At 71.8% G+C, this 17993-nt stretch carries 16 protein-coding genes; 1 reads left to right on the forward strand and 15 read right to left on the reverse strand.

Features of this window, described 5'->3' with window-relative positions; translation table 11 throughout:
* Positions 1-161: 161 nt before the first annotated feature.
* From ACWC97_RS17500 to pgsA, 15 genes are all read right to left on the reverse strand, one after another.
* Positions 162-2717 (reverse strand): RelA/SpoT family protein, encoded by a 2556-nt coding sequence (locus ACWC97_RS17500; RefSeq protein WP_352277433.1) that lies wholly within the window; start codon positions 2715-2717, stop codon positions 162-164.
* A gap of 159 nt (positions 2718-2876) precedes the next feature.
* Positions 2877-3428, reverse strand: coding sequence for an adenine phosphoribosyltransferase (locus ACWC97_RS17505; RefSeq protein ID WP_352277435.1), 552 nt, complete (start codon positions 3426-3428; stop codon positions 2877-2879).
* Positions 3425-4528 (reverse strand): protein translocase subunit SecF, encoded by a 1104-nt coding sequence (gene secF / locus ACWC97_RS17510; protein WP_392279342.1) that lies wholly within the window; start codon positions 4526-4528, stop codon positions 3425-3427. Before secF ends, ACWC97_RS17505 begins: the two co-directional genes overlap by 4 nt.
* Before the next feature lies 1 nt (position 4529).
* Complete coding sequence (secD, locus tag ACWC97_RS17515) at positions 4530-6275, reverse strand: protein translocase subunit SecD (RefSeq protein ID WP_450650149.1); 1746 nt, start codon at positions 6273-6275, stop codon at positions 4530-4532.
* A gap of 145 nt (positions 6276-6420) precedes the next feature.
* Positions 6421-6876: a preprotein translocase subunit YajC gene (yajC, locus tag ACWC97_RS17520; protein WP_352277439.1), complete on the reverse strand. Its 456-nt coding sequence runs from the start codon at positions 6874-6876 to the stop codon at positions 6421-6423.
* A 167-nt stretch (positions 6877-7043) separates the two neighbouring features.
* Complete coding sequence (gene ruvB, locus ACWC97_RS17525) at positions 7044-8117, reverse strand: Holliday junction branch migration DNA helicase RuvB (protein ID WP_352277440.1); 1074 nt, start codon at positions 8115-8117, stop codon at positions 7044-7046.
* Between the two features lie 73 nt (positions 8118-8190).
* The gene (ruvA, locus tag ACWC97_RS17530) at positions 8191-8817 is read right to left on the reverse strand and encodes a Holliday junction branch migration protein RuvA (protein ID WP_385210846.1); all 627 of its coding nucleotides are present in this window, start codon (positions 8815-8817) and stop codon (positions 8191-8193) included.
* The gene (ruvC, locus tag ACWC97_RS17535) at positions 8814-9392 is read right to left on the reverse strand and encodes a crossover junction endodeoxyribonuclease RuvC (RefSeq protein ID WP_450650152.1); all 579 of its coding nucleotides are present in this window, start codon (positions 9390-9392) and stop codon (positions 8814-8816) included. Before ruvC ends, ruvA begins: the two co-directional genes overlap by 4 nt.
* Before the next feature lie 125 nt (positions 9393-9517).
* Positions 9518-10270: a YebC/PmpR family DNA-binding transcriptional regulator gene (locus tag ACWC97_RS17540; protein WP_352277445.1), complete on the reverse strand. Its 753-nt coding sequence runs from the start codon at positions 10268-10270 to the stop codon at positions 9518-9520.
* 61 nt (positions 10271-10331) lie between these two features.
* Positions 10332-10925 carry a pyridoxal 5'-phosphate synthase glutaminase subunit PdxT gene (gene pdxT, locus ACWC97_RS17545; RefSeq protein WP_450650154.1) on the reverse strand — a complete coding sequence of 198 codons (594 nt, stop codon included), beginning with the start codon at positions 10923-10925 and terminating at the stop codon, positions 10332-10334.
* 6 nt (positions 10926-10931) lie between these two features.
* Entirely contained in the window at positions 10932-11852 is a 921-nt protein-coding gene (pdxS, locus tag ACWC97_RS17550; protein ID WP_450650155.1) for a pyridoxal 5'-phosphate synthase lyase subunit PdxS, read from the reverse strand.
* Positions 11853-12019: 167 nt separating this feature from the next.
* Positions 12020-12565: a hypothetical protein gene (locus ACWC97_RS17555; protein WP_352277449.1), complete on the reverse strand. Its 546-nt coding sequence runs from the start codon at positions 12563-12565 to the stop codon at positions 12020-12022.
* Positions 12566-12630: 65 nt separating this feature from the next.
* Complete coding sequence (locus ACWC97_RS17560) at positions 12631-13791, reverse strand: glycosyltransferase family 4 protein (RefSeq protein WP_352277450.1); 1161 nt, start codon at positions 13789-13791, stop codon at positions 12631-12633.
* Positions 13788-14723, reverse strand: a complete 936-nt coding sequence (locus ACWC97_RS17565) for a phosphatidylinositol mannoside acyltransferase (RefSeq protein ID WP_450650158.1) — start codon at positions 14721-14723, stop codon at positions 13788-13790. The genes ACWC97_RS17560 and ACWC97_RS17565 overlap by 4 nt, the downstream gene beginning before the upstream one ends.
* Positions 14720-15391: a phosphatidylinositol phosphate synthase gene (pgsA, locus tag ACWC97_RS17570; protein WP_352277453.1), complete on the reverse strand. Its 672-nt coding sequence runs from the start codon at positions 15389-15391 to the stop codon at positions 14720-14722. The genes ACWC97_RS17565 and pgsA overlap by 4 nt, the downstream gene beginning before the upstream one ends.
* 255 nt (positions 15392-15646) lie before the next feature.
* On the opposite strand from pgsA, the gene ACWC97_RS17575 reads away from it, so the two are divergent.
* Positions 15647-17872, forward strand: coding sequence for an elongation factor G-like protein EF-G2 (locus tag ACWC97_RS17575; protein WP_352277454.1), 2226 nt, complete (start codon positions 15647-15649; stop codon positions 17870-17872).
* Positions 17873-17993 lie beyond the last annotated feature (121 nt).

Below are 17993 nucleotides of genomic sequence, written 5' to 3' on the forward strand. Positions count from 1 at the left end.
GGGAGCCGACGTACGCCCGAGGGGCCTTTCCGCGTTCGCGCGGGAAGGCCCCTTCCGCGTCCGGGCGGGTGCGGCGCGGCAACTGCCGGGGTGCGGCAGTGCCGTGCCGTACGGCCGGTACGAGGCCGAGGCGGAGCCCCGTGTCCCGTACCGGCCCGCCGCTACGGCCGGCGGGCCGAGGTGACCCGGTAGACGTCGTAGACGCCCTCCACGCCCCGGACCGCCTTCAGTACGTGGCCGAGGTGCTTGGGGTCGCCCATCTCGAAGGTGAAGCGGGAGGTGGCCACCCGGTCCCGGGAGGTCTGGACGGCCGCCGACAGGATGTTGACGTGCTGGTCGGACAGGACGCGCGTGACGTCCGAGAGCAGCCGGGACCGGTCGAGCGCCTCGACCTGGATGGCGACCAGGAAGACCGAGGACTGGGTCGGCGCCCACTCGACGTCCAGGATCCGCTCCGGCTGCTGCGACAGCGAGTCGACGTTGACGCAGTCGGCGCGGTGCACGGAGACGCCGCTGCCGCGGGTGACGAAGCCGATGATCGGGTCGCCGGGCACCGGCGTGCAGCAGCGGGCCAGCTTGACCCAGACGTCCTCGACGCCCTTGACGACCACGCCCGGGTCGGCGTTGGAGCGCCGCTTGCCACGGCTGCGGGAGGGCGGCGAGCTCTCGGCGATGTCCTCGTTGGCCTCGTCCTCGCCGCCGAGCGCCTGGACCAGCTTCTGCACGACCCCGGCGGCCGCGACATGGCCCTCACCGATCGCCGCGTACAGCGAGGAGATGTCGGGGTAGCGCATCTCGTGGGCGAGGGTGACCAGGGAGTCGCCGGTCAGGATGCGCTGGATCGGCAGGTTCTGCTTGCGCATGGCCCGGGCGATGGCGTCCTTGCCCTGCTCGATCGCCTCGTCGCGGCGCTCCTTGGAGAACCAGGCACGGATCTTGTTGCGGGCGCGGGGCGACTTGACGAAGCCCAGCCAGTCCCGGGACGGTCCGGCTCCGGCCGCCTTGGAGGTGAAGACCTCCACCAGGTCGCCGTTGTCGAGCGTCGATTCGAGCGGGACGAGCCGGCCGTTGACCCGTGCTCCTATGGTCCGGTGGCCGACCTCCGTGTGCACCGCGTACGCGAAGTCGACCGGGGTCGCTCCGGCGGGCAGCGCTATCACATCGCCCTTGGGCGTGAAGACGAAGACCTCGTTGCGCGAGAGGTCGAAGCGCAGCGACTCCAGGAACTCGCCGGGGTCCTCGGTCTCCTTCTGCCAGTCCAGGAGCTGGCGCAGCCAGGCCATGTCGTTGACGGTGTCCTGGCGGGCGCCCTTGCCGGGGCTCTTGGGCACGTCGGTGCGGACCTTGGAGGCGCCCGCGACGGCCTCCTGCTTGTACTTCCAGTGCGCGGCGATGCCGTACTCGGCGCGGCGGTGCATGTCGAAGGTGCGGATCTGGAGTTCGACGGGCTTGCCGCTGGGACCGATCACCGTGGTGTGCAGTGACTGGTACATGTTGAACTTGGGCATCGCGATGTAGTCCTTGAACCGGCCGGGGACCGGATTCCATCGCGCGTGGACGGTGCCGAGCGCCGCGTAGCAGTCGCGGACGGTGTCGACGAGGACCCGGATGCCCACCAGGTCGTAGATCTCGGCGAAGTCCCGGCCCCGCACGATCATCTTCTGGTAGACGCTGTAGTAGTGCTTCGGCCGGCCGGTGACGGTGGCCTTGATCCGGGCGGCGCGCAGATCGGCCTGGACCTCGTCGGTCACTATGGCGAGGTACTCGTCGCGCTTGGGGGCGCGCTCGGCCACCAGGCGCACGATCTCGTCGTACATCTTGGGGTAGAGGATCGCGAAGGCGAGGTCCTCCAGCTCCCACTTGATGGTGTTCATGCCCAGGCGGTGCGCCAGCGGGGCGTAGATCTCCAGCGTCTCGCGGGCCTTCTTCTCCTGCTTCTCCCGCTTGAGGTACCGCATGGTGCGCATGTTGTGCAGGCGGTCGGCGAGCTTGATGACCAGGACCCGGGGGTCCTTGGCCATGGCGACGACCATCTTGCGTACGGTCTCGGCCTGCGCGGCCTCGCCGAACTTGACCTTGTCCAGCTTGGTGACGCCGTCGACGAGCAGGGCGACCTGGTCGCCGAAGTCGCGGCGCAGGGTGTCGAGGCCGTACTCGGTGTCCTCGACGGTGTCGTGGAGCAGCCCGGCCATCAGGGTCGCCGGGTCCATGCCAAGCTCGGCGAGGATGGTCGTCACGGCGAGCGGGTGGGTGATGTACGGGTCGCCGCTCTTGCGCTTCTGGCCCCGGTGCCAGCGCTCGGCGACCTGGTAGGCGCGCTCGATCTGGCGGAGCGTGGCCGTCTCGATCTTGGGGTCGTTGCCGCGGACGATCCGCAGCAGCGGTTCGAGCACCGGGTTGTACGGGCTGGAGCGCTGCACGCCGAGCCGGGCCAGCCGGGCCCTCACCCGGTTGGACGAGCCGCCGGAGCGGGTGGCGGGAGCGGTGGGCTGCACGGGCCTGGCCGCGGGCTTGGACGGCGGCTTCGGGGCGGAGGCGGCGGGGGGCGCCGCGGCGGCCGGCTGCACGGGCGGGCCGGGAGCGACGGGACCTGCCTCGGGGCCCTTGCCTGGCATCGGCTTCGGCTTCTCCGCGGACTGCCTCTTCCCGGGCGCGGCTGGGGCCGCCGCGGGCTGGTCGGGCTGCGGGGCGGCGACTGGCTGGGCCTCGTCTGGCAAGAGTGCTCCTCGTGCGGATCCGGGTACCCGGAAAGGCCATCGTATCGAGCCTGCGCCCGCTCTTCCCCCGGGGACCGTGGAGACTCCCGACAACGCGGAACGGGCACCCGGTTGTTCCCGGGTGCCCGTTCCGTGCGTGGCCGTGTCGGCACGTGCGGCTCAGACCGTGATCAGGACTTCCAGCGGCGCACCGCGCAGCCCCTGTTCCAGACGGGCACGCCCGGCCAGGAAGCCGAGCTCCATGAGGACCGCTACGCCCGCGACCTCGGCTCCGGCTCGCCGGATCAGCTCCAGTGAGGCCTCTGCCGTGCCGCCCGTGGCGAGGATGTCGTCGATGACCATGATCCGGTCGTCGGCGGACAGGTCCTCCGCGTGGATCTCGATCTCGGCGGTGCCGTACTCCAGCTCGTAGGACTGGCTGAGCGTCGCCCCGGGGAGCTTGCCCGCCTTCCGGACCGGTACGAAGCCGAGCCCGGCCCGGACGGCGACCGGGGCGGCCAGGATGAAGCCGCGCGCCTCCAGACCGACGACCTTCGTGGCGCCGTGCCGTACGCACAGCTCCGCGAGGGTGTCGGTGAGGGCGGTGAAGGCCGCCGGGTCCGCGAGCAGCGGGGTGATGTCCTTGAACAGCACGCCCGGCTTCGGGTAGTCGGGGACGTCACGGATCCGGCTGAGCAGGAGCTCGCGGGTGGTGTCGGTGGTGCTGGTCATCGGCGGTTCCCGGGGGTCCGGCCGTGGCCCCTGGGGGGCTGCTGACGCTGACCGACGACCGCCGCGGCGGGGGCGGCGTCCTGCGGGAAGCCGTCGTCCTCCGGCTCGTCCTCGGCGGACTCGCCCTTGGCGGCGGCCGCCGCGCGCTTGGCGAGGATCCGCTTCTTCAGGGCCTTCATCTGCGGGTCGCGTTCCTTGAGGTCTGCGACGAGCGGCGTGGCGATGAAGATCGAGGAGTACGCACCGGCCGCGAGGCCGACGAAGAGCGACAGCGAGATGTCGTTCAGCATGCCCGCGCCGAGGACACCGCCACCGATGAAGAGCAGGCCGGCGACCGGCAGCAGCGCCACGACGGTGGTGTTGATCGAACGCACCAGCGTGCCGTTGATGGACCGGTTGGCGATCTCGCTGTAGGTCCAGCGGGTCTGCTTGGTGATCCCGACCGTGCTCTCCTTGAGGCTGTCGAAGACCACGACGGTGTCGTAGAGCGAGTAGCCGAGGATGGTCAGCAGACCGATCACGGTGCCCGGGGTGACCTCGAAGCCGACCAGGGCGTAGATGCCGACCGTGATGGTGATGTCGTGGATCAGCGCGACCAGGGCCGCGATGGCCATCCGCCATTCGAAGGCGATGGCCAGGTAGATCACGACCAGGACCATGAAGACGCCGAGCCCGGTCCACGCCTTGTTGGCGATCTGCTCGCCCCAGCTGGGGCCGACCAGGTCGGCGGCGATCTTCTCGGCCGGGACGTCGAGGTCCTTGGAGAGCGTGTCCTTGATCTGGTCGGACTTCGCGGTGTCGACCTCGGTGATCTGGATGCGCAGACCGCCGTTGCCGAGCTTCTGGACGATGGCCTGGTGCCCGGAGGCCTTGGTGGCCAGGTCCTCGGCCTCGGCGACGGTGGCGGAGGTCTTCGGGGTGGTGAAGACCGCGCCGCCCTTGAACTCGATGCCCATGTTCAGGCCGCTGACCGCCAGGCCGACGATGGCCGTGATGGTGATCAGGATCGAGATCCCGTACCAGATCTTGCGCTTGCCGATGAAGTCGTAGCCGACCTCGCCTCGGTAGAGACGGGCGCCGAGCGTGCCGAGTCGCGACATCTCACGCCTCCTTCGGGTCAGAAGTGGGGGCGGTGGCACGCCGCGAGCGGCGCAGCGGCGGCTTGGCGCCGAGCCGCTTCGGGTCCAGGCCGGACCACGGGTGACCGCTCGCGAAGAACTTCGTGCGGGCCATGATCGTCATGACGGGCTTGGTGAAGAAGAAGACCACGACCACGTCGAGCAGGGTGGTGAGACCAAGCGTGAAGGCGAAGCCCTGCACCTTTCCGACGGTGACGACGAAGAGGACGGCGGCGGCCAGGAACGACACGAAGTCGGAGACCAGGATGGTGCGCCGGGCGCGCGGCCAGGCCCGCTCGACCGCGGGGCGGAGCGTGCGGCCCTCGCGGATCTCGTCGCGGATCCTCTCGAAGTACACGATGAAGGAGTCCGCGGTGATACCGATGGCCACGATGGCACCACAGACGGCCGGGAGGTTCAGCGCGAAGCCGATGGCCGGGCCGAGCAGCGACATCAGCGTGTAGGTCAGGATCCCGGAGACCAGGAGGCTGAGGAGCGCGATGAACGCCAGGCCCCGGTAGTAGGCGACCAGGTAGATCACGACCAGGGCGAGGCCGATCGCACCGGCGATCAGACCGGCCCGGAGCTGCTCACCGCCGAGCGCGGCGGTGACCGTGGTGACGCTCTGCTCCTTGAACGAGAGCGGGAGCGCGCCGTAGGAGAGCACGTTGGCCAGGTCCTCGGCGGACTGCTGGGTGAAGCTGCCGGAGATCTCGGCGTTGGCGCTCAGCGCCGTACGCACGGAGGGCGCCGAGACGACTTCGCCGTCGAGCGCGATGGCGAACTGGTTCTGCGGCTGCTGCTGCGCGGCGAGGCGGCCCGTGATCTTCTGGAACTGCTTGGCGCCGGACTTGGTGAACTCCATCTGAACGATCCACTGACCGTTCTGGTCCAGCGCCGCCTTGGCGTTGTCCACGTCCGTGCCGGACACCTCGGCCGGGCCGAGGATGTACTTGGGCCAGCCGTCCTCCTTGGAGCCGCACGCGACGACCGGCTCGGTCGGCTTGGTGCCCTGGGTGGCCTTGGCGCGGGACGCCGCGCTGGAGCAGTCGAGCGCCTCGAACTTCTTCTGGAGCGCGGCCGTGGCCGCCTGGTCGGCGGTGGAGGCCGACGGGGAGGCGTCGCCCTTGGGCGTGGTGCTCGCCTTCGGGTCCGGGGTGGAGTCTGCCTTCAGGCCGCCGGTGACCGCGCGGCCCTGGGTGGTGGCGCTCGGGTCCGGGCTCGCCGAGCCCTTCCCGTTCTCCGCCTTGGGGGCGGTGGGGCTGGTGGACGGGTCGGGCTTGCCGGAGGTCGACGCGCTGGGCGTCGGAGTGGGCGTGCCCTGGGCGACGGTCAGCACCGGCCGGAAGTAGAGCTTGGCGGTCGTACCGACCTGCTCACGGGCCTGGGCGGAGTTCGTGCCCTTGGGGATGTTGACGATGATGTTGCGATCGCCCTGGGTCTGGACCTCGGCCTCGGAGACACCCAGACCATTGACACGGCGCTCCATGATCTGGACGGCCGTGTCCATGTTGGTCTTGTTGATCGCCGATTCCTGGCCCGGCTCGCTCTTCGCCTCGAGCGTGATCGAGGTGCCGCCCGCCAGGTCGATGCCCAGCCTCGGGGTGGGCTGATCCGCCAGGAACATCCCGCCGGTGAGCGCGACCATGGCGATCAGGATCAGAGCCAGGGAACGCCCCGGCCTGCCCTGACCGCCGGCCGGTCCCCGGCTCTTCTTCGGTGCTGCCACCTTCTCGTTTCTCCCTGTCCAACCGCCCCGGGCCGGGTACGCACCCGAGCGGCCACGAAGTGTAGTGGGGACCCGCCCCCGCAGAAGATCGCACGGACCGGGGAGTGCCGGACGCCGGTGGGCTCACGGCATCCCCGGGCGTGGGTCACTTCGCGTCGGACTCGCCGTCGTCCTTGCCCTCGGACTTCTTGCCGGCCTCGGCGTCCTTCGGCTCGTCCTCGTCGGCCTTCTTGCCGAGGTCGATCCGGGTGTCGTCGTCACGCTCGGTCAGCGAGGAGGCATCGTCCGGGACGACCGTGCCGTCGAGGCCGCTCTCGTCGTCACCGTGGACGATGCGGTTGTACTCCTCGTCGCTGAGGACGGCGCCGATGGCGTTCTTGGCGTAGACGGCGTGGACGCCGGGCGCGACCTCGAGGAGGACCGTGTCGTTGTGCAGCTCCTTGACGGTGGCGTACATACCCCCGATCGTCCGGACGCCGGTGCCGGGCTGCATCTCGTCGCGCATCTGGGCGGCGGCCGCCTGCTTCTTCTTGGCGGACCGCGTCATCAGGAACATGGCCCCGATGAGCACGATGAAGGGGAGGAGAGTCACGGGATTCACGGGACGAGTTTCCTTCGCACGACCGCGTCCGGGGAGCGGCCTGTATCTACGGGGGTGGGTACACCGACCTGATAAGGGCGGCATCGGCGGAGTCTAAGCGAGTCCGCATCGATGGAACAACGCCCGAACCCGGTCCGTGGTTCCGGCTCCGGCGAACCTGTGACGGATCACGCCCCGAACAGGCCCTGTTGTCCCTTTCCGCCGTGCTGCGGGGGTACGAGCCCGAGGTGGGCCCAGGCCGCGGGGGTCGCGACGCGCCCGCGCGGCGTCCTGGCCAGCAGTCCTTCCCGCACCAGGAAGGGCTCCGCGACCTCCTCGACGGTCTCGCGCTCCTCCCCCACGGCGACCGCGAGGGTGGACAGCCCGACCGGTCCGCCGCCGAAGAGCTTCAGCAGGGCTTCGAGCACCGCGCGGTCGAGCCGGTCGAGCCCGCGGGCGTCGACCTCGTACACCCCGAGGGCCGCGGCGGCGATCGGGCGGTCGATCCGTCCGTCGGCCTTGACCTGGGCGTAGTCCCGGACGCGGCGCAGCAGCCGGTTGGCGATACGGGGGGTGCCCCGGGACCGGCCGGCGATCTCGGCGGCGCCGTCCACGTCGATCTCGACATCGAGGAGGCGGGCGGAGCGGTGGATGACGCGCTCCAGCTCGGCGGGGGCGTAGAACTCCATGTGGCCGGTGAAGCCGAAGCGGTCGCGCAGCGGGGGCGGGAGCAGGCCCGCGCGCGTGGTGGCGCCGACCAGGGTGAACGGGGGAAGTTCCAGCGGGATGGCGGTGGCGCCGGGGCCCTTGCCGACGATGACGTCGACCCGGAAGTCCTCCATCGCCATGTAGAGCATCTCCTCGGCCGGCCGCGACATGCGGTGGATCTCGTCGAGGAAGAGGACTTCACCCTCCTGGAGGGAGGAGAGGATCGCGGCGAGGTCGCCCGCGTGCTGGATGGCGGGGCCGGAGGTGATCCGGATGGGGGCGCCCATCTCCGCCGCGATGATCATGGAGAGGGTGGTCTTGCCGAGGCCGGGGGCGCCGGAGAGCAGGACGTGGTCGGCGGTGGCGCCGCGGGCCCTGGCCGCCTTGAGGACCAGGTCGAGCTGCTCGCGGACCTTCTCCTGGCCGACGAACTCGTCCAGGTCCTTCGGGCGCAGGGCGGCCTCCACGGCGGTGTCCTCGCCGTCCGCGTCGGCCCGGACGAGGCGCTCGTCGAGCCGCTCGTCGGTGTCGGGTCCGGTCTCGTCCCAGTTCATTCGGTCTGTCCCGCCTCGGATGTCTCGGTGCCGTGCGGTGCCCGGCCCGGCGTCGGGGTGGCGCGCGCTGGGGTCAGCGCGCGCGGTTGAGGGTCTGGAGTGCGGCGCGGAGCAGTTGCGGCACGGGGGCCTGGCCGCCCTCGGCGATGGCCGCCTCGGCCTGTGGTGCGACGGCGGCGACCGCTTCGTCCGCCTCGCGGGTGGCGTAGCCGAGGCCGATCAGGGCGGCCTGGAGCTGGTCGCGCCAGGAGGAGGTGACGGCGGTGCCGATGCCCTGGCGGCCGATGTGGGCGCCGACCGGCTCGCCGAGTCTGTCCTTCAGTTCGAGGAGGAGTTTCTGGGCGCCCTTCTTGCCGATGCCGGAGACGGCGGTGAGCGCCTTCTCGTCGCCGGTGGCGACCGCGGTGCGCAGCGCGTCCGGGCTGTGGGTGGCGAGCATCGCCTGGGCGAGCCGCGGCCCGACCCCGCTGGCGGTCTGGAGCAGCTCGAAGACCTGCCGCTCGTCGTCGTCGGCGAAGCCGTAGAGGGTGAGCGAGTCCTCCCGTACGACGAGCGAGGTGGCGAGCCGGGCGTCCTGGCCGATCCGGAGGGCTGCGAGGGTGTTCGGCGTGCACTGGACGGCCATGCCGATGCCGCCGACCTCGATCACGGCCGTGGTCGGGGCGAGGGCGGCCACCGGGCCGCTGACGAAAGCGATCATCGGGAGGCCTTCCGGGCGGGAGCTGCGGCGGGGCGGGCCGCCGGGGTGCGGGGGGCGCGGGCCGCGGCGGCGGCCGCGTGCGCCTGCTGGAGGCGGTTGACGGCGGGGGCGCGCCAGATGTGGCAGATGGCGAGCGCGAGGGCGTCGGCCGCATCGGCCGGTTTCGGCGGGGCGTCGAGCCGGAGCAGCCGGGTGACCATGGCGCCGACCTGTGCCTTGTCGGCGCGGCCGGTGCCGGTGACGGCGGCCTTCACCTCGCTGGGGGTGTGCAGCGCCACGGGGATGCCGCGGCGCGAGGCGCAGAGCATGGCGACCGCGCTGGCCTGGGCGGTGCCCATCACCGTGCGGACGTTGTGCTGGCTGAAGACCCGCTCCACGGCGACGTACTCGGGCCGGTGCTCGTCGAGCCATTCCTCCATGCCGCGCTCGATGGCGACCAGCCGGTGCCCGAGCTCCGCGTCGGGCGGGGTCCGTACGACACCCACGCCGCGCATCGTCAGCGGACGGCCGGCGACGCCCTCGACGACGCCGACACCGCACCGGGTCAGCCCCGGGTCCACGCCCAGCACCCTCATGGGGCACCCCCTCCGTACCGGTCGGTCAAGTGTTCCCGCAGGCTATCGGCCGGCACTGACAACGCGACGGGCCGACGGGGGTGTGTCCCCGTCGGCCCGCACGTGGAGGCTGTGCCGAGCTCGGCCTATGCCTCGACCTTCTCCATGACTTCGTCCGAGACGTCGAAGTTGGCGAAGACGTTCTGCACGTCGTCGCTGTCCTCCAGCGCGTCGATCAGCTTGAAGATCTTGCGCGCGCCTTCCTCGTCCAGCTCGACCTGCATGGTGGGCAGGAAGTTGGCCTCGGCGGAGTCGTAGTCGATGCCGGCCTCCTGGAGCGCGGTACGGACCGCGACCATGTCGGTGGCCTCGCTGACGACCTCGTACGTGTCACCGAGGTCGTTGACCTCCTCGGCGCCCGCGTCGAGGACCGCGCCGAGGACGTCGTCCTCGGACAGCTCGCCCTTGGGGACGATCACGACGCCCTTGCGGTTGAAGAGGTACGAGACCGACCCGGGGTCGGCCATCGAACCGCCGTTGCGGGTCATCGCCACACGTACGTCGGAAGCGGCGCGGTTGCGGTTGTCGGTGAGGCACTCGATGAGCACCGCGACACCGTTCGGGCCGTAACCCTCGTACATGATCGTCTGGTAGTCGACGCCGCCCGCTTCGAGACCGGCGCCGCGCTTGACCGCGGAGTCGATGTTCTTGTTCGGGACGGAGCTCTTCTTCGCCTTCTGGATCGCGTCCACAAGGGTCGGGTTTCCATCGGGGTCGGCGCCGCCGGTACGGGCCGCCACCTCGATGTTCTTGATCAGCTTCGCGAAGAGCTTGCCGCGCTTGGCGTCAATCACGGCCTTCTTGTGCTTCGTCGTAGCCCATTTAGAGTGGCCGGACATCTGCCTTCTCCTTCGCGTCACCCAAAACGATTCGAACCCGAGAGATCCTACCGGGATCGAGTCAGCCGACTGCGCGCACCATGTCCACGAACAGCGCGTGAACACGGTGGTCCCCGGTCAATTCCGGGTGGAAGGACGTCGCCAGGGCGTTTCCCTGACGTACCGCGACGATATGGCCGCCGTGCTCGGCGACCACCCGGGCGCGGGCGCCGACCGACTCCACCCAGGGGGCGCGGATGAAGACGCCCTCCACGGGGCCGCCCTCGATCCCGGCGACCTCGACGGCCGCCTCGAAGGACTCGTTCTGCCGTCCGAAGGCGTTGCGGCGCACGATCATGTCGATCCCGCCGACCGTCTCCTGGCCCGCGCGCGGGTCGAGGATCTTGTCGGCGAGCAGGATCATCCCGGCGCAGGTGCCGTAGACGGGCATGCCGTCCCGGACCCGGTCGCGCAGCGGTTCCAGCATGCGGAAGAGGGAGGCCAGCTTGGACATCGTGGTGGACTCGCCGCCGGGGATGACCAGGCCGTCCACCTCGGCGAGTTCCTCGGGACGCCGGACCGGCCTGGCCAGGGCGTCCGCCGAGGCCAGGGCGATCAGGTGTTCCCGTACGTCGCCCTGGAGTGCCAGGACGCCGATCACAGGGGTGTCGCTCATCGGTGCTTACCAGCCACGGTTCGCGTAGCGCTCGGCCTCGGGCAGGGTGTCGCAGTTGATGCCGACCATGGCCTCGCCCAGGTTCCGGGAGGCGTCCGCGATGACCTTCGGGTCGTCGTAGAAGGTGGTGGCCTTCACGATCGCGGCGGCGCGCTTGGCGGGGTCGCCGGACTTGAAGATGCCGGAGCCGACGAAGACGCCCTCGGCGCCGAGCTGGCGCATCAGCGCGGCGTCGGCCGGGGTGGCGACACCGCCCGCGGAGAAGAGCACGACGGGCAGCTTGCCGAGCTCGGCGACCTCCTTGACCAGCTCGTACGGGGCGCGCAGCTCCTTGGCGGCGGCGTAGAGCTCGTTGTTGTCGTAGCCGCGCAGGCGGGCGATCTCGTTCTTGATCTGCCGAAGGTGGCGGACGGCCTCGACGACGTTGCCGGTGCCGGCCTCGCCCTTCGAGCGGATCATGGCCGCACCCTCGGCGATCCGGCGCAGGGCCTCGCCCAGGTTGGTGGCGCCGCAGACGAACGGGGTGGTGAAGGCGAACTTGTCGCTGTGGTTGATCTCGTCGGCCGGGGTGAGGACCTCGGACTCGTCGATGTAGTCGACGCCGAGGGACTGGAGCACCTGGGCCTCGACGAAGTGGCCGATACGGGACTTCGCCATGACCGGGATGGAGACGGCCCCGATGATCTCCTCGATCATGTTCGGGTCCGACATCCGGGCCACGCCGCCGTCCTTGCGGATGTCGGCCGGCACCCGCTCCAGGGCCATGACGGCCACCGCGCCCGCGTCCTCGGCGATCTTCGCCTGCTCGGCGTCGACGACGTCCATGATCACGCCGCCCTTGAGCTGCTCGGCCATGCCGCGCTTGACGCGCGCGGTGCCGGTGGCCGGGGAGTCGGCGGACTGCGGGGGGGCGGGAAGCGTGGACATGGGTCGACCTCACTGGGAGAAAAGTTGCCGAAACGCACGGGTTGGTGCGGTCCTGAGCAAACTCCCCGGGAACAGTCCACTGCAAGGGCCAATAGTGGGCCGGTGGATCGTTTTGGCCGGGCGCGGACGGCGATGTGGCCCCGGTCACGCGGGAAGTGGCCGTCCGGTCAGCTGCCGGGGCGGTCCGCCAGGGCCGTCGGGGGTTCGTCGTCCATCTCGAAGGCCAGGGGGAAGGGCGCGTGGCCGGCCAGCCGGAACCACCGCACCTTGCGGTGGCGGCGCAGGGCGCGGGCCGCGCGCACCGCGTCGTTGTGGAACCGCCGGGCCATCGGGACGCGGCGGGCGGCGGCGGCCAGTTCGAGCGCCGTCTCCTCGCCGCCGGGGATCTCCTTGACGGCCTCCACCTGCTCCGGTTCGCCGAAGACCGCCCGCAGCGCGGCGCTCAGTTCGCTCTCGGCCACCTCGCGCTGCTCCCCCTCCGCCTGGCGGGCCGCGTGCGCGGCCTCGTACAGGACGATGGAGGCGGCGGGGTCGAGGACGCCGGACGTGGCGAGTTCCTGCGTCACCGAGGCGCGGCGCAGGAGCTGCGCGTCGAGGGCGGCCCGGGCGGCGTCGATCCGGGTGTGCAGGCGGTCCAGTCGGCCGGCGGTCCAGCTGAGGTACATGCCGGTCGCGACGACCGCGACCACGATCCAGAAGAGGGTTTCGATCACGGGCGGCAAGGCTACCGCCGGGGCGCGGGCGGCGTGCCGGGGCGGCCCCGGCCCGCGCCCGGCTCCTACTCGCGGGTCAGGCCGAAGCGGGCGCGCAGACCGGTGCGTTCGTCGGCGGCCACCGAGGCAGCCCCGTCCGTCACCGTCTCGTACACCGCGAGGATGTCCGCACCGACCGTCGACCAGTCGAACCGCCGTACGTGCGCGGCGCCCCGCCCGCTCAGGCCGGCGCGCCGCTCCTCGTCGCCGAGCAGCCGGATCGCGGCGGCGGCCAGCGCGTCCGCGTCCTCGTTGGCGAACAGCTCGCCCGCCCCGCCCTGGTCCAGCACCTGCGCGAAGGCGTCCAGGTCGCTGGCGAGGACCGGGGCCCCGGCCGACATCGCCTCGACCAGGATGATTCCGAAGCTCTCGCCGCCGGTGTTGGGCGCGACGTACACGTCGACGCTGCGCAGCAGCCGTGCCTTGTCCTCGTCGCTCACCATGCCGAGGAACTCGACCCGCTCGCGCATCTCCTTCGGCAGCGAGGCGACCGCCTCCTCCTCGTCCCCCCGGCCCGCGACCAGCAGCCGGGTCCCGGGGCGGGCGGCGAGGATGGCGGGCAGCGCCCGCATCAGGACGGGCAGGCCCTTGCGGGGCTCGTCGATCCGGCCGATGAACCCGATCGTCCCGCCCTGCCACTCGGCCCGGGGCTCGGCGCCGGCGAAGAAGCCGACGTCGACCCCGTTCGGGATGACCACCGCGTCGCCGCCGAGGTGTTCGACCAGGGTGCGGCGGGCGTACTCGCTCACCGCGATGCGCGCGCTGATCTTCTCCAGGGCGGGCTGGAGGATCGGGTACGCGGCGATCATGGCCCGGGAGCGCGGGTTGGAGGTGTGGAACGTGGCGACGATCGGCCCCTGGGCGGCCCAGCAGGCGAGCAGCCCGAGCGAGGGCGAGGTCGGCTCGTGGATGTGGATCACGTCGAAGGTGCCGTCGTGCAGCCAGCGGCGCACCCGGGCCGCCGACAGGAAGCCGAAGTTCAGCCGGGCCACCGAGCCGTTGTACGGGACGGGCACGGCGCGGCCCGCCGACACCACGTACGGCGGCAGCGGGGTCTCGTCGTCGGCGGGGGCGAGGACGGAGACCCGGTGGCCCAGCCGGATCAGGTGCTCGGCGAGGTCGCGGATGTGGAACTGCACGCCGCCCGGTACGTCCCAGGAGTACGGGCAGACGATGCCGATCTTCACCTCGGGTCCTCCCGGGTCTCCAGATCGGCGAGCCAGAGCCGTTGCAGCATGTGCCAGTCCTCCGGATGGTCGGCGATTCCGCCGGCGAAGGCGTCGGCCAGCGCCTGGGTCATCGAGGACGTCCGCTGGGCGCGGGTGCCCGAGTCCGGCACCTCGACCGGCTCGTGGATGCGGCCCTTCATGACCGGCGTGCCGTCGTAGCCGAGGGTCACGGGGAGCAGCAGGGCGCCGGTCTGCTGGGCCAGCAGCGCGGGGCCTGCGGGCATCCGCGCGGTGTCGCCGAAGAACGTCACCTCGACGCCGGAGGCGGACAGGTCGCGGTCGGCGACCAGGCAGACCAGCCCGCCCGCGCGCAGCCGCCGGGCCAGGGTGCCGAAGGCGGCGCCGCCGCTGTGCGGCAGGACCTCCATGCCGAGGCCCTCGCGGTAGGCGACGAAGCGGTCGTACAGCGTCTCGGGCTTCAGCCGCTCGGCGACGGTCGTGAACGGCACCTTGAGGTCGGTGGTGACCCAGGCGCCCGCCAGGTCCCAGTTGGCCAGGTGCGGCAGGGCGAGGATGACGCCGCGCCCGGCGTCGAGGCCGTCGGTGAGCCGGTGCGCGCCGGTCACGTCGATGGAGGCCTTGATCCGTTCCGGGCTCCAGGTGGGCAGTCGGAAGGACTCCATCCAGTAGCGCATGTACGAGCGCATTCCGGCGCGGGAGAGCTCGGCCAGCCGGGCCGGGGACGCGTCGGGGACGACCCGGGCGAGGTTGGACTCCAGTCGCAGCACGCCCTTGCCGCGCCGCTTCCAGACCTGGTCGGCGAGGGTGCGGAAGAGGGTGCGGGCGGCCGGTTCGGGGAGCTTCTTGACGGCCGTCCAGCCGAGCCCGTAGAGCCCGTCGGTCAGCCGGTCCCGCAGGCCGGAGCGCCCGTGGTCCGGATCGTCGCTCACCGGGCGGTCCCGCTCCCCGGGGCGGCGGCCGCGTCGGCGGCATCGGCCTCGGCGGCCTCGCGGCGTACCGTGACGACCCGCTGCACGAGCGTGATCAGACTGCCCACGGCGACGATCCACAGCGCGATCGGGAGCAGCACCTGGACGCCCGGGACACCGAACGCGTGGAGACCGGCGAGCCCGGCCGCGACCAGCGAGATCACGAGCCGCTCGGCGCGCTCGACGAGACCGTTGACCGCGACCGGCAGGCCGATCGACTCGCCGCGCGCCTTGGTGTACGAGACCACCTGGCCGCTGGCCAGGCAGAAGATCGCGACGGCGCAGAGGGTGTTGTCGTCGCCGTTGCCCGCGTACCAGAGCGCGAACCCGCCGAAGATCGCTCCGTCGGCGACCCGGTCGAGCGTCGAGTCGAGGAAGGCGCCCCAGCGGCTGGAGATCCCGGCCTGACGGGCCATGTTGCCGTCGACGAGGTCGGAGAAGACGAAGATCGTGATGACGATCGTGCCCCAGAAGAACTCCCCCATGGGGAAGAAGACCAGCGCACCTGCCATCACCCCGGCCGTGCCGATCAGAGTGACCGCGTCGGGGCTCACGCCGAGACGGAGCAGCAGTGCGGCGAACGGTGTGAGGACACGCGTAAAAAATGCACGCGCGTACTTGTTCAGCATGGCCTTCCCGAGGGTCGGTGGGCCGAGCGGCCCCTACGGCCACCGGCTGGCCCATCGTAGTCACGCCCGCCGGGCTCCACCCTCCGGGCACCCGGCCGCGCGCCGCGGGGTGCTTTGGATGGACGCGTACCGGTCCGAGTGGAAAGCTCGAATTACCGCGGATTCCGTCCGGCCGCCGCGGCGGAACCGCGCTCCCGGACCCTTTCCGCATCGGATCTTCCCCCGCTCCGCGCCATCAGCCGGGAGGTACGCATCATGGGCGACAGAGGACACGCGCACACCGGGGCCGCCGGCAGGGCGACGGCGGCCGACCGGCCCTCGTCCGTACGGAACGTGGTGCTGGTCGGCCCCAGCGGCTCGGGCAAGACCACCCTCGTCGAGGCCCTCGCGCAGACGGCCGGCGCGGTCAACCGGGCCGGCCGGGTCGAGGACGGTGCCACCGTCTCCGACTACGACGAGATCGAGCACCGCAGGCAGCGCTCCGTACAGCTCTCCCTGGTCCCCGTCGAGTGGGGCGGGTACCGGATCAATCTGCTGGACACCCCCGGGTACGCCGATTTCGTCGGGGAGCTGCGGGCGGGCCTGCGGGCGGCGGACGCGGCCCTTTTCGTCGTGTCGGCCGCCCAGGAGGCCCAGGCGGTGGGGGACACCGCCCGCGCCGCGTGGGAGGAGTGCGCCGCGGTCGGGATGCCGCGCGCCGTCGTCGTCACCCACCTCGACACGGCGCGGACCCCGTTCGACGCGATGACCCGGCTCTGCGGGGAGATCTTCGGCGGCGACGACCCCGACGCGGTGCTCCCGCTCTATCTGCCCGTCCACGGTCCCGAGAGCGCCGACGGGCACGCCCCGCTCATCGGGCTCACCGGGCTCCTCACCGAACGGTTCCTCGACTACTCCTCGGGCGAGCGCCTGGAGCGCCCGCCCGAGGAGGGCCGCCGGGACACCCTGCGGAAGGCCCGCGACCGGCTCATCGAGGGGATCATCGCGGAGAGCGAGGACGAGACCCTGATGGACCGCTACCTCGACGGGGCCCCGGTGGACGTCGCCACGCTCCTCGGCGACCTGGAGCGCGCCGTGGCCCGGGGCACCTTCCACCCCGTGCTCGCCGCAGCCCCGGCCGCCGAGGGGGCCCGCCAGGGCGTCGGCACGGTGGAGCTGCTGGAGCTGATCACCGGCGGCCTCCCGGCCCCGCCGGAGCGCCCGCTCCCCGGGGTCACCCCGCTGCACGGGGCGGCGCGGCCGGACCTGGTCTGCGATCCGGACGGCCCGCTGGTCGCCGAGGTCGTCAAGACGGCCACCGATCCGTACGTCGGCCGGATGTCGCTCGTCCGGGTCTTCTCCGGCACGCTCCGCGCCGACGAGACCGTCCAGGTGCTCGGCCGCGGTCTCACCGGTCCGGGGCACGCTCCCCTCCCCTTCCACGAGGCGGAGGTGCGGGTCGGTGCCCTCTCCACCCCCTTCGGCAAGCAGCAGCGTCCGCGTGAGAGGTGCGTGGCGGGCGATCTGGTCGGGGTCGCCCGGCTCGGCGGCGCCGAGACCGGGGACACCCTGACCGACCGGGACCTGCCGCTGATGCTGGAGCCCTGGACCGTGCCGGACCCGTTGCTGCCGCTCGCCGTCGAGGCCCACGGCAAGGCGGACGAGGACAAGCTGTCCCAGGGGCTCGCCCGGCTGGTCGCCGAGGACCCGACCATGCGCCTGGAACAGAACCAGGACACCCACCAGGTGGTCCTGTGGTGTCTCGGCGAGGCCCACCAGGACGTGGCGCTGGACCGGCTGCGCAACCGCTACGGGGTCCACGTCGACGCCGTACCGCACCGGGTGGCGTTCCGCGAGACCTTCGCCGCCCCGTCGGCGGGGCGCGGCCGTCATGTGAAGCAGTCCGGCGGCCACGGCCAGTACGCCGTCTGCGAGATCGAGGTGGAGCCGCTGCCCCCGGGCTCGGGCATCGAGTTCGTGAACCGGGTGGTGGGCGGCGCGGTGCCCCGCCCGTTCGTCCAGTCCGTCGAGAAGGGGGTGCGCGCCCAGGCCGCCCGCGGGGTGGCGAGCGGCCATCCGCTCGTCGACGTACGCATCACCCTGCGGGACGGCAAGGCCCACTCGGTGGACTCCTCCGACGCCGCCTTCCAGACGGCGGGCGCACTGGCGCTGCGCGAGGCGGCCGCCGCGGCCCGTGTCCAGCTGCTCGAACCGGTCGCCGAGGTCACGGTCCTGGTCCCGGACGACTACGTGGGGCCGGTGATGAGCGACCTGTCCGGACGGCGCGGCCGGGTGGTCGGCACCGAGCAGTCCGGGCCGGGCCGCACCCTGGTGCGGGCCGAGGTGCCCGAGCTGGAGATCGACCGGTACGCGGTCGACCTGCGGGCCCTCACCCATGGCGCCGGACGGTTCGACCGGGCGTACGCCCGGCACGAACCGATGCCCCCGCACCTCGCCGAACGCCTCCGGGACCAGCGGGCGGGCGCCCCCGGCGACAACTGAACCGGCCGCGCCGTCCGCCTTTGTCCACGGGGCGGACGGCGTGGCGATCCGGACGATACTCTGTGGTCCCAGCTCAGAAAGTGTGCCGAGCACGGCAGTTGGGAAACAGCCGCAGGAGCAG

It is taken from the genome of Streptomyces sp. NPDC001108, from assembly GCF_053598535.1.

What these genes read in the sequence shown, in the direction of transcription:
- ACWC97_RS17505 (WP_352277435.1), bottom strand. Translation starts at nt 3,428, where the DNA reads ATGACCAGCACCACCGACACCACCCGCGAGCTCCTGCTCAGCCGGATC.
- secF (WP_392279342.1), bottom strand. Translation starts at nt 4,528, where the DNA reads ATGTCGCGACTCGGCACGCTCGGCGCCCGTCTCTACCGAGGCGAGGTC.
- ruvB (WP_352277440.1), bottom strand. Translation starts at nt 8,117, where the DNA reads ATGAACTGGGACGAGACCGGACCCGACACCGACGAGCGGCTCGACGAG.
- ruvA (WP_385210846.1), bottom strand. Translation starts at nt 8,817, where the DNA reads ATGATCGCTTTCGTCAGCGGCCCGGTGGCCGCCCTCGCCCCGACCACG.
- ruvC (WP_450650152.1), bottom strand. Translation starts at nt 9,392, where the DNA reads ATGAGGGTGCTGGGCGTGGACCCGGGGCTGACCCGGTGCGGTGTCGGC.
- ACWC97_RS17540 (WP_352277445.1), bottom strand. Translation starts at nt 10,270, where the DNA reads ATGTCCGGCCACTCTAAATGGGCTACGACGAAGCACAAGAAGGCCGTG.
- pdxT (WP_450650154.1), bottom strand. Translation starts at nt 10,925, where the DNA reads ATGAGCGACACCCCTGTGATCGGCGTCCTGGCACTCCAGGGCGACGTA.
- pdxS (WP_450650155.1), bottom strand. Translation starts at nt 11,852, where the DNA reads ATGTCCACGCTTCCCGCCCCCCCGCAGTCCGCCGACTCCCCGGCCACC.
- pgsA (WP_352277453.1), bottom strand. Translation starts at nt 15,391, where the DNA reads ATGCTGAACAAGTACGCGCGTGCATTTTTTACGCGTGTCCTCACACCG.
- ACWC97_RS17575 (WP_352277454.1), top strand. Translation starts at nt 15,647, where the DNA reads ATGGGCGACAGAGGACACGCGCACACCGGGGCCGCCGGCAGGGCGACG.